Source organism: uncultured Ruminococcus sp. (assembly GCF_946415235.1).
Classification (GTDB): domain Bacteria; phylum Bacillota; class Clostridia; order Oscillospirales; family Ruminococcaceae; genus Ruminococcus.
In genome coordinates this window covers 1-13,188 of record NZ_CAMKRR010000078.1, presented here as the reverse complement: position 1 = coordinate 13,188, position 13,188 = coordinate 1, and the positions used below count along the sequence as shown (strand labels likewise).

Sequence of the window (13,188 nt, the reverse complement as noted above, 5' to 3'; positions counted from 1 at the left end):
TCAGTGTGCAGCAAGACCGGTGCCGGCAAAAACCGACAAGCCGCGAGCTTCCGTACGCCAAGACCTCGAAAGAGCGAGCGATAAATAATCAATACGTGAAGGCGGTAGGAGAGACTCAGCGAGTCGTGTCAAGAATGACCGATAGTACTTAGCTGAGTACATTGGAACTCCCTATTTCAGATTTGTGGGCTACCGAGCCGTACAGCAACGGCTCGTAATATGTATCCTGCGAAATCGGCTGAAGGGACACCCTTCCCGCTCCTATTATGGCAATGACAGCCGGCTTGTGCGCCATCCGCACGTGCGGCTCTGACTCCGTAAGGGCAGAGAGACAAAGAACTATGTGAAGGTTGAGGCCGACCTTTGGCTGATGTGTTCCCGGCTTCGGAGGGTGCAGGCGTATGCTTGTAGGAGAATATCAGAAGCCTCGGAATGAGGAAAACGTCATGGCGCATAGTCATGATAAGGTACCTCCGCGGGGGTACAGGACTATCGACGGGATAGTCAGCATTTCACGGGCTAACTATGCCCTTTTGTAAATGAAATGCGGTTTTGTTTTTGGAATAATATGCATGGCACGGGTAGCTATGTCCAAATATAAGTTAAGAGAAGGCAGAGTAACGTCAAAGGCGTTGCTCTGCCTTTTTATTTTGTCAAAAATTAAATATAAAGCGCACAGTGGTTCGTCACGGACTGCTGTGCGCTTTTTTGTTTGCTCAGGAGGTGATGAAAATGCTGACATCAGGAACTCCACCTGGAATTGTCAAGAAATATGCAGTCGGAGAATACCCAAAATCTTGGATAGGCAGGAGTCAGGCGGCGTGATGCGAGAGCTGATTCGAAGTTCTTAATGCCACAGGTGGGAGACCGCCTTCGTTGAAACTGTTGATCCTTTGCGTATTGTAGTACCATACATATTATTGTTCGTTAATTGACGTAAGCTAAACTCCCTCCCTAAAACTTCCAGCTTAAATTTTCCAAGATAGGACGCCCGACAAAAACTAACGCCCTCTGCTACATTGCAGAGGGCGTCCTATCTTGGAAAATTTGGGTAAAAAGTCTTTGGAAAGGAGGTCGGGGTACTCCCTGTAGTACAGGGAGATGTCCGAAGGACAGAGGGTCGCGCCTCCGTCAGAGGGAACCTTTCCTCGGAAAGTTTTTCCCCGAGTAATAACTATAAACTTCTATATGAGTACCGTACTAATGCCGTCCGCGGATAATTTTTGTGTTATTCGTTCACGCTGATGACTTCGTTTTCTTCAAGCCAGTTCAGGAGCTCGAACCTTGCTTCGTCCCTGCACTCGGGCTTTGCCATATAGTACAGATAATGCTCCATAAGGCTGAATACGTCCTTGGTGCGTCCCTCTATCTTGAACTGCTCAAAGCCCATGGGTATATAGGTATCCCATATCTCATCGGGAGTGATATGGTTTCTCAGCTTCTTTATCTCGAAAAGCGACCTGCCTATACAGGGACAGTCGTTAAAGCGCATGATGCCCGGGTTCTCGCGCTCGATACGCTCCATATTCAGCGGCGTATCACGGTATTTTCTCACATGGTTGGCGTATATTATCTGCTGCTGACCGATAGCTCTGTAGTGCTCGGAGCGGTTGGGACATCCGGGGTTGCAGCAAGCATTTACAAGGAGCTCGCACTTCTTCTTGTCGGGTATCTTGCTCAGAGTCTCCATGTCGTGGTTGAGGTCATAGTCGATAACGACGATGTGATAATCCTTTCCGACCTCGCTGTAAAGCTGCTCCGCGTCCGTTATGCGCTTGCAGGTTGAGCTTGTGAGCTTGTATTTAGGATAATACTGTCGGATATAGTCCTCAAGCAACGGCGAGAAAACTATGGCTTCATTCAGCCCGTTGTCCGCAAGATGCATGACCATATTGCAGAATTCATCGCTGAGATGCTTCTTTTCAAGCATGGGATTGGTGAAGGTGAAGCGGAGGGGTATACCTCTCTCGTTGAAGGCGTTTATTACTCCCCTGACAAAGCTCTTGTCGCAATAGCCGCTCTGTGTGCGTCCTCCGTTCCAGAGCGACGGCGGGAAAACACCGTAGAATGACGCTATCTCAACTCCCTCCCTGAACCATTCGGGGTGCTTTGCGAGCAATTCGCAAAATACGAGGTTGAACTTGAAATGTCCTGCGAAATCAGGAAGATGAAACCGAGCCTTCATTTGGAAATACGTCCTTTCTGATAGCTTCCCGAACGCAAAGACAGTCGGGAAATGATACATACAATAACAGTATAGCATACAGTCAGCTCGGAATATGTTAACATTCTGTAAACAAAGAGGCTTGTAACGCGTGGTAATGCAGCGGGCGGATAATATCCGCCCCTACAATGATTTCATGTTATTTATTATGTATGCCACCACTGAATTTGTCATTTAAAGTTATTTTGCAAGGCATGAGCTGACTGCAAAAAGGCTCTGCACGGCATCGTATATCTTATGTGCCACATAAGGATAATTCATGGTATAAAGATGTATACCGTCAGCTCCCTCGGCAATGAGGTCGGTTATCTGGTCTATGGCATAGGCTATTCCCGCATCGCGCAGAGCTGCCTCGTTATGCTCGTACTTTTCAAGCACACGGACGAACTTTTTCGGCAGCTCAACACCGCAGAGCTTCACCATGCGCTCTATCTGACGCTTGTTGGTGACAGGCATTATACCCGCTTCTATTGGCACTTTTATGCCTGCGATACGGGCTTTTTCGTAAAAGTCATAGAAATACCTGTTGTCAAGGAAAAGCTGGGTTATAAGATGATCCGCACCGCAGTCCGCCTTGTACCTGAGCCATTTAAGGTCGTCAACTGCGCTTGCGCTCTCGGGGTGTACCTCGGGATAGCAGGCTGCGATAACATTGAAGTCACAGCGCTCCTTTATAAATGTAATCAGGTCGCTTGCATGGGTGAAATCTCCTGTGGGAGCATCTTCATCTCTCCTGTCGCCGCGGAGCGCAAGCACGTTCTCTATACCGTGTGCCTGAAGGCTGTCAAGTATCTCCGCTGCCTCTTCCTTTTTAAGTCCTATGCAGGGAAGATGAGCCACACTTTCCACTCCGTACCTGTGCTTTATGTCGGAGGCTATCTGTATGGTCTTGCTGCCGTTATGACCGCCGCCTGCACCGTAGGTAACGCTTATGAAATCGGGACTTATATCCGAGAGCTCGTTGAGAGTGTCATATATGACGCTTTCGTCCGCGTCGGGCTTCGGCGGAAAGACCTCAAGTGAGAATACGGTCCTGTTCTCAAATAATTCAGCTGTTTTCATTTCTTGCCTCTTTCGCTGCGTTCACGAGGTTTTTAAGGCTCGGAACTGTCTCTTCGTTTCCTCTTGTCTTAAGTCCGCAGTCAGGGTTCACCCAGAGCTTTTCCGCAGGGATACGCTCCCTCATCTTTGCGATAGCAGCCTTTATCTCCTCCTTTGAAGGAACTCTCGGAGAATGTATGTCGTATACTCCGGGACCGACCTCGGTGCGGAAGTCGTTCTGCTTGAGCACATCGAGTATGGTAAGGTCTGACCTTGATGCCTCAAAGGTGATGACGTCTGCGTCCATATCGTCTATATCCCTGATAATATCAGCAAACTCGCTGTAGCACATATGGGTATGTATCTGCGTTCCGGGCTTTACGCCGCTGTGTACATATCTGAAGGCGGGGATTGCCCAGTCGAGGTACTCCTCACGCCAGTCAGCCCTGCGGAGGGGAAGCTTTTCACGGAGGGCAGCTTCGTCCACCTGTATGATGCTTATGCCGTTTGCTTCAAGGTCAAGCACCTCCTCGCGTATTGCAAGGGCTATCTGCAAAGCGCTCTCCCTGAGGGATATATCCTCTCTCGGGAAGGACCAGTTAAGTATGGTGACAGGTCCTGTGAGCATTCCCTTCATGGGCCTGTCCGTAAGGCTCTGAGCGTATACCGACCATTTTACGGTCATGGGCTTTGCTCTGGAAATGTCTCCCCATATCACAGGAGGCTTTACACAGCGTGTTCCGTAGGACTGCACCCATGCCTTCTCGGTAAAGAGATAGCCGTCAAGGCACTCGCCGAAGTACTCCACCATGTCATTTCTCTCGAACTCGCCGTGAACAAGGACGTCAAGTCCTATCTCCTCCTGCAAAGCGATGCACTCGGCTATTTTCTTCTCCATGAAGAACTCATACTCGCTGTCGGATATCTCCCCCTTGCGGTATGAGCTGCGCTTTGCCTTTACATCGGCTGTCTGCGGGAATGAACCGATAGTCGTGGTCGGGAAAAGAGGCAGTCCGAGCCTTGCCTTCTGTATGCGCTCACGCTCTGCAAACTCGGGAAGCCTTACGAAGTCCTTTTCGGTAAGCGATGCTACCTTTTTTCTCACAGCTTCGTTGCCGACTATCCTCGGCTCGGCGTGAAGCGCTTCATTCCTGCGGTATTCCTCGGTCTCTGCGGGGCACTCCGCCTCTGTTATTTTCCTGAGCTCTGCAAGCTCTGCAAGCTTTTCCTCAGCATAGGCAAAGTGCTTTTTGAACCTGTCCGCAAGTTTGGTCTCATTGGCAAGGGTACAGGGAACGTGCAGGAGCGAACAGGATGTATTTATAACTATATCATGAGTATGCTTTTCAAGCTCGGTGAGAAGCGACAGTGCGGAAGCGTAATTACTGCGCCATATGTTCTTGCCGTTGATGACTCCCGCAAACAGAGTTTTCCCATCGGGAAAGCCGTTTTTTCTTACAAGCTCCGACGTAAGTCTGCCCTCTTTGAAGTCAAGTCCGATACCGTCTGCGTCAAGTCCGCAGAGCTCGTTATAGCAGTCGCGGACATCTCCGAAATACGTCTGCACCAGCACCCTTACGCTGTCCTTGTTCGGCAGTATCTTCTCATAAAGTGATACAAAGAGCTGTATATCCTCGGCTGTCATGTCGGTGACCAGTGATGGCTCGTCGAACTGCACCCACTCAGCTCCCAGCTCACCGAGTTTTTTCAGTATCTCGGAGTATGCGGCAGCTGTGCTGTCAAGGAAGTCGGCTGCCTTTTTGCTGCCCTTATACCTTGCAAGCTTCAGGAATGTGTATGCGCCGATGATAACGGGCTTCGTCCTTACTCCCGCTGCAAGAGCTTCACCGAAAAGCTCAAAGGGCTTTGTGCCGACAAGCTTTATTTCCGTGGCGTCGTCTATCTCGGGGACCATGTAATGATAGTTTGTGTTGTACCACTTCTTCATGGCAAGCGCCTTAACATCGCCCTTTTCGCCCTGATAGCCCCTTGCTGCCGCAAAATATGTGTCAAGCTTTGAAAGTCCCAGTGCAGTATATCTTTCTGGGACTGCGTTCAGCAGGAATGCCGTGTCGAGCACTCCGTCATAAAAGGAGAAGTCGTTTGACGGGATAAAGTCAAGTCCGCTTTTTTTCTGTATGTCAAGGTTGTACGAGCGTATTTCCTTTGCTGTTTTTTCAAGCTCTGCCGCTGTTATCTCTCCGCGGAAGTACTTCTCACTTTCGAATTTAAGCTCACGCAAATTGCCTATTCTCGGGTATCCGATAATTGATGTTTTCATTTCCTGTTCCTCCGATATGCTTTGTTGTGATATCATTATAGCATATAAGCGTCAGCGTTATGCTATAATTGCCTGATTGCAGGGAGCAAATCTCTGATTTGCGTATCTGCAAGGGCATTAAGATATAATATAATGAATGTTTTCATTCATTATAGCATACTCGTTCAGGAATGTGTTAATATCAAAAAGAAATGCAGCCACATAGCTAAAAGCTATATCAGGAAGAATAATTTGCTATGTACTCTCTGAGGTGTTCGAGATACCGCACCGTAAGCTCGTTCATGGGGCGGTCTGTGGTGATTATGTAGCCTATCTCCATTTCCTCGTCGCTTTCAAGGGGAATGGAAACGATATTGCTGCCGTTTAGGTCTTCGCTTAGTATTCCCGACGAGATAGTGTACCCGTCAAGTCCGATGAGAAGATTGAAAAGCGTCGCTCTGTCCGAGACAACTATGTTCTTCGGGCTTTCCGCTGTGATGTGGAGCTCCTCCGCAAAGTAAAAGGAATTCTTCACGCCCTGATCGTAGGTAAGGCGCGGAAAGGCTCTCAGGTCGTCAAGAGTAACGGAGCTCCTGCCCACAAGGGGATTGCTCCTGCTTACGAATACATGGGGCTTTGCCGTAAAAAGCGGCTCGAAGCGTATCTCCTCGTTCTGCAATATGTGCCTTATGACCTCGCGGTTGAAGCTGCTCATGAAAAGTACTCCCATGTCGCTTCTGTGAGTTCTTACGTCCTCGATTATCTCCGCCGTTTTCAGCTCGCGGAGAGAAAATTCATACTTGTCCCTGCCGTACTCGCGGACAAGCTCCACAAAGGCATTGACTGCGAAGGCGTAGTGCTGCGCCGAGACTGCGAATGCTCTCCTCGGCGGCGCTGCCGACTTGTACTCGTTTTCGAGGAGCTCCGCCTGCTCAACTATCTGACGGGCATAGGACAGGAACTTCGTGCCGTCCTCGGACAGGTACACTCCCCTGTTGCTGCGGTTGAATATGGTGATGCCCATTTCCCTTTCCAGTTCCGCAACTGACTTTGAAAGGCTGGGCTGGGCTATGAAAAGGCGCTGTGCCGCTGTGGTGATGGAACCCGTTTCGGCTATGGTGATGATGTATCTGAGCTGCTGTAATGTCATAATGTCACTCCTTTCAACTGATTATAGCATATTATCTCACTAAAATCAATGTGTAGGGGCACTTCCCGAGCGCCCGCAAAAAGAATAAATGTAAACCGTAAAATATGTATGGGCGGATATTCCGCCGCCCGTGATATACAATTACGTAACATGAGAATATCTGTAGGGGAGCCCGCCCTCGGGCTCCCGCGCCTTACGAAACAAATAACATGAACCCATTGCAGGGGCGAACATTGTTCGCCCGTAAACATCACAACATCGCCCGCATGAATAACGCTATCCTCCAAACGGGCGCACACTGTGCGCCCCTACACATTGTCATTCATAATTCATGGGTTATTGACGGACGCCCAAAGGGCGCCCCTACACACTACATCTTTATTTCTTTATTTCTTTATATCTTGACTGATTTAAATTGATAAAGTGCATTGCATTAAGCAAGATGTAAAGGAAGAAAGAAATAAACTTTTATTTGTTGTCATCTTGAATTTGCTATAACCAAGTAAGGGCGGGCTCCCCTACACATTGTCATTCATAATTCATGGGTTATTGGCGGACGCCCAAAGGGCGCCCTTACAGACATACAATCTTGCAATCTTGCGTTCTTGCTATTCCATGCACAATGTACTTTAGCACTTTAAACTGTTCAAGATTGCAAGGAAGCAAGCACGCATTGTTTACAGTTGCCAAAACCAACAGTTATCCTTCTTTATTGTTTTTACTTCACTTCCTTTTTTGGCTCTTACTAAACTATCATAGCTCACGCCTGTCTGCTCCGCCATGAGGAACTGCCGCTGATAACTGAAAAAAATTCCCTGCGGCTGTTGCTTTTTTATCCGCTGTGTGTTATAATTATATCAATCCTGCGGGAAGTCCCGCATAACTATACAAACGGAGGTTTTTAACTATGAGAGCAGTTGTAACTGTTATTGGTAAGGACACCGTAGGTATCCTTCATAAGGTAAGCGGTATCTGCGCTGAATACAATGTTAACGTTATCGAGGTGACACAGAGCGTTTTGCAGGATATGTTCGCTATGATAATGCTGGTGGACATTTCGGCTATCAAGGGGGATTTCTCTGAGCTCGTCGACCGCATGACAGCACTCGGCACAGAGCTGGGACTTTCAATACACACAATGCATGAGGATATATTCAACTCCATGCACAGCGTCTGATGAAAGGAAGTCCGCTAAATGCTTAATGTATACAATATACTTGAAACTATCCGCATGATACAGGACGAGTGCCTTGATATCCGTACTATCACTATGGGTATATCTCTCCTTGACTGTATCGACACTGACATAGACAAGGCCTGCGAAAAGGTCTACAATAAAATAGTCGCAAAGGCGGGAAATCTCGTTCCCGTGGGTCAGCAGATAGAAAAGGAGTACGGCATACCTATCGTAAACAAGCGTATATCGGTAACTCCTATCGCTATGCTGGCTGCTGCCTGCCCCGACGGTGATACCGTAAAGTTCGCAAAGGCTCTGCAAAGAGCCGCCGATACCTGCGGAGTAAACTTCATAGGCGGCTATTCCGCACTTGTACATAAGGGCTTCAGCGCAGGAGATATGGCGCTCATAAAGTCTATCCCCGAGGCTCTCGACGTTACTCAGAATATATGCTCGTCCGTAAATATCGGCTCTACAAAGTCGGGTATAAATATGGACGCTGTAAAGCTCATGGGACAGATAGTCAGGGAAGCCGCAGTAAAGACAGCTGACCGCGACTGCATAGGTCCCGCAAAGTTAGTTGTTTTCTGCAATGCCGTTGAGGATAACCCCTTTATGGCGGGAGCTTTCCACGGCGTGGGCGAGCCCGACTGCGAGATACACGTAGGCGTTTCGGGTCCCGGAGTTGTTCGTGCAGCTCTCACCAAGTACCCTGACGCTTCAATAAATGAGATCGCGGATATAATCAAAAAGACCGCATTCAAGATAACCCGTATGGGTCAGCTCGTAGGTGCAAGAGCCTCAGAGCTCCTCGGAGTGCCCTTCGGTATAGTCGATCTTTCACTTGCTCCCACACCTGCCGTTGGCGACAGCGTTGCTCATATCCTTGAGGAAATGGGACTTGAAATGTGCGGTACTCACGGTACTACCGCCTGCCTTGCAATGCTCAACGACGCCGTAAAGAAGGGCGGAGTCATGGCTTCTTCCACTGTGGGCGGACTTTCGGGCGCATTTATCCCCGTATCCGAAGACGCAGGCATGATAGATGCGGCAGTTGCAGGCGTTCTCAGCCTTGAAAAGCTTGAAGCAATGACCGCTGTATGCTCCGTAGGACTTGACATGATAGTTGTCCCCGGAGATATAGCTCCCGAGACTATCTCGGCTATCATCGCAGACGAGGCTGCCATAGGAATGGTGAACTCCAAGACCACAGCAGTACGTCTTATCCCAGCTATCGGCAAGAAAGAGGGCGATACCCTCGAATTCGGCGGTCTCCTCGGAAGCGGTCCCGTTATGCCTATACGCGAGAAGTCCTCGGCGAAGTTCATCAACCGCGGCGGACGTATCCCAGCACCTATGCAGAGCCTTAAAAACTAAAGCAGCGTGACGCTGTCACTCGCAAAAACAGCGATACCCGCATATTGATCGATGCATAATACATCAATATAAAAAATGAGGTGAATAATATGACGGATATACAGTCAACAGGCGGCAAATGCCCAAGCTGCGGCAGCCCGATCAGCAACTACAATAAAGCATCCACAGATTACGGCACTCCTATAAGGACCTGCAAGCGCTGCGGTCAGCCTTACCTTGACAGGCGATACAGAGAGCTTGCTTTTGAAGAGCCGTGGGCTTCCGACCTTAAAGCGTCAACAGGCGTAAAAACAGCTCTTATGGGTCTGTTCATACTTGCTGTTTCAGTCGGATTTAACCTTTTAACACTTCATTTCCGAGGCTATTACTACAAAAAAATGGCATTTGTGTCCATCCTGAGCTTATTGGTCATAGGCTATGGCATATTTGACGCTATCCGTGTAAAAACAGGTGCCAAGGCAAAGAGTATCGAAAAGAAAAGGGCTGATTCCGAGCAAAGGCTTTCGGACAGAGCCTACGCACAGCAGCTTGCCGACCTCGGTTACAATGTTCCAGACAAATATTTATGAATCTAAGGGCGGATACTTCCGCCCTTTTCAATTCTTACCTATCATGTAGGGCATACACGGGCGGATTATATCCGCCCATACTCTCTACTTTCTACTCACTGCTCACTAATCAAGGAGTGATACTATGGATATCCGCATTATACCGGCGCTTTTCGGGCTTCCAGAGGCTTTCGAGCTGACCGAACTGAACGCAGGACACATAAATCAGACCTTTCTTGCCGTCTGCGGCGGTGAAAAATATATACTTCAGGCGCTCAACCGTTCTGTATTTCTCTCTCCCGAAGCTGTAATGGATAATCTGAGCCGCATCGAAGCTGCTTTTGAAGATGTCTCAGGTATTGCCGTCCCGCATTTTATCGCCGCAGGCGATAAAAATTACGCGACCGCCGACAATAAGGTATGGCGTATGTACAGGTATATAACGGCGGTCGCTGACGCCGCGGCAGATGCCGCGGCTGCGGGACGGCTGTTCGGAGCTTTCATAAGGATAATGGACGGACATGAGCTGAATAAAACTCCCGCCATAGAGGAATTCCACGGCTTTGACCGCTATTTTGCGGCTCTGTCCGCTCAAAACCGCACAGAACAGGAGCTTATGTCAAAGCTTGACAGGCTTCGCGATGAACTGGGGCAGGTGTTCACGGCTTCGCTGAAAAAGCGCATCATACACGGCGATGCAAAGCCCGACAACATCATAATAAGTGATACCCCAACTATCATCGACCTCGATACAGCCATGTACGGCTATGCAGCCATAGACTACGGCGACCTTGTACGCTCGGTCTGCCGCGGGAAAGAGCAGTTTATGACGGAAATAAGCGAGGTCACTCAGGGCTTTGCTCTGGGACTTGACGGACTTCTCGGCGCTGACGAGATAAGCTCGCTGTATTACGGCACATTCTGGCTCACAGGTGAGCTTGCTGTCCGCTATCTTACCGACGCTCACAGCGACGTGAAGTACTTCCGCGGAAAGAGCTCCGCAGACTGCCTTGCAAGAGCGGAGGAGCTCCTGAGGCAGCTGGATATATTCACAGCCTGCGGCGAAGAGATAAAAGAGATAATAAACAAGGCCTTTGCATAAAAGGTATTACTATATGATAAGAAACGGGGCTGATGCTTGCATCAGCCCCTGCATTTTTCCTATTCTCTGTGAATGTGTAGGGGGCGATGCCCACATCGCCCCCATTGACCTGATTTTTTGACTTTTTTCATCTTATCTCATCAAAGGTAAAACTGTACGGCGTGATATAGGGGATTTTTTCATAAATAAGGTTCAGCCGTTCATCGTCGGGCGAAAAATCTCCGTCATCAAGAAAACGGTCGTCCATTATCCTGCTGAACGGCGCGTATTTCCGCAGTATCTCTTCATCGCAGGAAAAGCTCTCGTCAAAGCGGTACTGAACAAGCTCCCTTTCTTTATACTTTACGAGCTCTATCTTCGGACAGTCACTGCCGAAAAATTCTGCGGCAACATTTTTCTCCCTCAGCTTCTCTGTCAGCTCATTCGGACAATTCCCGACCAGCAGAGCCACAGGATAATATCTTGATAAAAAGCCGAGTATACGTACTTCTTTTGTACAGGCGCCCTTTAGTATCAGACGCCAGTTAGAGCCTTCGTCATCAAGATCACATGAAATATCGGGCAGGGTATTGACAGCTTCCTGTACATCATAGTCGTCGTAGTCTGTTCCGTTTTCTATCCCTTTGCGGAATAATCCTGTAAGGTCCTTCATAATGCACTCCCCCTTTCTTATGGTGATATTATACTCCTTGTCAGCAGAATAGTCAAGCATAAACCTGATTTTCTATGCCCTTGCTTGAATTATCTGCATTTTTGTGTTATAATAGTACAAAGTATAATTTATCTGCGGTCAGGGGGGATAGTCGTGGAGTTCATACTCGTTATCGCTGTTATCGTCGTGCTTTGCCTTGTTCTCGGCATTAATACGGTATATCTGCTTGCGGCGGGAGCTGCTCTCATAGGGCTCATCTATGTGCTTTCACTGCTTCTGCTCATGTTTTTCTTTGTCCGTATGCTCTTTGCAAAGAAAAAAACAGCTCACTTCTCGCGCATCGACAAAAGCCCGAACAGCAGGTTCAAGGCTGCATACTACGTGATAGACGATACGGAATACCCCAATGTTTTCCCCGAGGAAGGCTTTTTCCGCAGCAAGCTGTACAGGAGCGACAGGAGCTGCATGGTACTTCTCGCAAGAAACAAAAAATTCGTTTTCGATAAATTCTCATGCGCCACCTGCACTATCGGGTTTATTCTCGGTATCGCCACGGCAGCGGCAGCAGTTATCATGATAATAAACATATAAAGGAGACAGGTTTCACATGGAAGATCATATATGCGGCACTCACGGAGTGCATAAGGATATCGTCGACAGGGTCTCAAAGGTCATGCCCGACGAAAAGTTCCTGTACGAAGCCGCCGAGCTTCTCAAAGTCTTTGGCGACGCCACAAGGGTAAGGATAATTTTCGTGCTCTGTCAGAGCGAAATGTGCGTATGCGATATCGCAAGGATACTCGGAATGACGCAGTCCGCTATCTCTCACCAGCTGAGAGTCCTCAAACAGGCTCGACTTGTCAGCTCGCGCCGCGACGGAAAGACCATATTCTACTCCATATGCGACGACCACGTAAAGACCATTTTCTATCACGCTATGGAACACGTTATGGAGTGATATATGCAGTATTTCGACTTTCATACCCACGCCTTCACAGATGAACTGGCTCAGCGCGCCCTTTCGGGACTTTCCGAGACAAGCGGCATTGCTCCCGCAACAGACGGCACTCTCGGCGGACTTCGCAGAAAGCTTGCCGAAAACGGTATAGAACGGGCATTGCTGCTTCCCGTAGCTACAAAGCCCTCACAGCAGGCTACCATAAACGACTGGGCAGCTTCCGTCATGGGCGGCGGTATCTACTGCTGCGGAACGGTCCACCCCGACGCTGAGGACGCCCTTGAAGAAGCTGAAAGAATAAAGTCTCTCGGGCTCTGCGGAGTGAAATTCCACTCGGAATATCAGAAATTCTGTCCCCATGAGGAGAGAATGTTCCCAATATACGAAAAAATAGCGGAGCTCGGGCTCTTTGTGGTATTCCACGGGGGCTGGGACCCCTACTCAGGGGATACGGTAAGAGCCACACCTCAGAGCTTTGCGGCTGTGGCAGGCACTTTCCCAAAGCTTAAAATAATAGCCGCACATCTCGGCGGTCTGAAGCTGTGGGACGATACGGAAAAATTCACCGCAGGAAAATACGAGAACCTTTGGTTCGACGTCAGCGTTATCTCCCGATATATAGAGGATGAACAGCTTTTACGCATAATCCGTATGCAGGGCGCCGAAAGGGTGCTTTTCGGCAGCGACTGTCCATGGGAC

13 protein-coding genes are annotated in these 13,188 nt (G+C 48.8%); 8 read left to right on the top strand and 5 right to left on the bottom strand.

All coding sequences use genetic code 11. From position 1 onward, the window contains the following. The first annotated feature begins 401 nt into the window (after positions 1-401). The gene (locus Q0R37_RS11940) at positions 402-539 is read left to right on the top strand and encodes a hypothetical protein (RefSeq protein WP_164175071.1); all 138 of its coding nucleotides are present in this window, start codon (positions 402-404) and stop codon (positions 537-539) included. Between the two features lie 689 nt (positions 540-1,228). Here the strand turns inward: Q0R37_RS11940 and Q0R37_RS11935 are convergent. The 4 genes from Q0R37_RS11935 to Q0R37_RS11920 all read right to left on the bottom strand — a co-directional run bounded on the left by Q0R37_RS11935 (position 1,229) and on the right by Q0R37_RS11920 (position 6,675). Then, positions 1,229-2,185 carry a hypothetical protein gene (locus tag Q0R37_RS11935; protein ID WP_294754707.1) on the bottom strand — a complete coding sequence of 319 codons (957 nt, stop codon included), beginning with the start codon at positions 2,183-2,185 and terminating at the stop codon, positions 1,229-1,231. Between the two features lie 219 nt (positions 2,186-2,404). Beyond that, entirely contained in the window at positions 2,405-3,286 is an 882-nt protein-coding gene (gene metF / locus Q0R37_RS11930; protein WP_294754706.1) for a methylenetetrahydrofolate reductase [NAD(P)H], read from the bottom strand. After that, complete coding sequence (metE, locus tag Q0R37_RS11925; RefSeq protein ID WP_294754705.1) at positions 3,273-5,546, bottom strand: 5-methyltetrahydropteroyltriglutamate--homocysteine S-methyltransferase; 2,274 nt, start codon at positions 5,544-5,546, stop codon at positions 3,273-3,275. Before metE ends, metF begins: the two co-directional genes overlap by 14 nt. Before the next feature lie 217 nt (positions 5,547-5,763). After that, a complete protein-coding gene (locus Q0R37_RS11920) occupies positions 5,764-6,675 on the bottom strand; it encodes a LysR family transcriptional regulator (protein ID WP_294754704.1) in 912 nt (303 codons plus the stop codon). Positions 6,676-7,582: 907 nt separating this feature from the next. On the opposite strand from Q0R37_RS11920, the gene Q0R37_RS11915 reads away from it, so the two are divergent. The 4 genes from Q0R37_RS11915 to Q0R37_RS11900 all read left to right on the top strand — a co-directional run bounded on the left by Q0R37_RS11915 (position 7,583) and on the right by Q0R37_RS11900 (position 10,879). Then, complete coding sequence (locus tag Q0R37_RS11915) at positions 7,583-7,852, top strand: ACT domain-containing protein (protein WP_028515335.1); 270 nt, start codon at positions 7,583-7,585, stop codon at positions 7,850-7,852. Positions 7,853-7,870: 18 nt separating this feature from the next. After that, positions 7,871-9,229 carry a PFL family protein gene (locus Q0R37_RS11910; protein WP_294754703.1) on the top strand — a complete coding sequence of 453 codons (1,359 nt, stop codon included), beginning with the start codon at positions 7,871-7,873 and terminating at the stop codon, positions 9,227-9,229. An 89-nt stretch (positions 9,230-9,318) separates the two neighbouring features. Next, positions 9,319-9,798, top strand: a complete 480-nt coding sequence (locus tag Q0R37_RS11905; RefSeq protein WP_294754702.1) for a hypothetical protein — start codon at positions 9,319-9,321, stop codon at positions 9,796-9,798. 124 nt (positions 9,799-9,922) lie between these two features. Further along, a complete protein-coding gene (locus Q0R37_RS11900; RefSeq protein WP_294754701.1) occupies positions 9,923-10,879 on the top strand; it encodes an aminoglycoside phosphotransferase family protein in 957 nt (318 codons plus the stop codon). Between the two features lie 127 nt (positions 10,880-11,006). Here the strand turns inward: Q0R37_RS11900 and Q0R37_RS11895 are convergent, their stop codons facing one another. Beyond that, a complete protein-coding gene (locus Q0R37_RS11895) occupies positions 11,007-11,591 on the bottom strand; it encodes a hypothetical protein (RefSeq protein ID WP_294754700.1) in 585 nt (194 codons plus the stop codon). 93 nt (positions 11,592-11,684) lie between these two features. On the opposite strand from Q0R37_RS11895, the gene Q0R37_RS11890 reads away from it, so the two are divergent. From Q0R37_RS11890 to Q0R37_RS11880, 3 genes are all read left to right on the top strand, one after another. After that, positions 11,685-12,122, top strand: a complete 438-nt coding sequence (locus tag Q0R37_RS11890; RefSeq protein ID WP_294754699.1) for a hypothetical protein — start codon at positions 11,685-11,687, stop codon at positions 12,120-12,122. 16 nt (positions 12,123-12,138) lie between these two features. After that, on the top strand, positions 12,139-12,489 hold the full coding sequence (locus Q0R37_RS11885; RefSeq protein ID WP_294754698.1) for a metalloregulator ArsR/SmtB family transcription factor: 351 nt from the start codon (positions 12,139-12,141) through the stop codon (positions 12,487-12,489). Positions 12,490-12,492: 3 nt separating this feature from the next. Next, on the top strand, positions 12,493-13,188 hold a 696-nt coding region (locus Q0R37_RS11880), incomplete at its 3' end, for an amidohydrolase family protein (protein WP_294754697.1).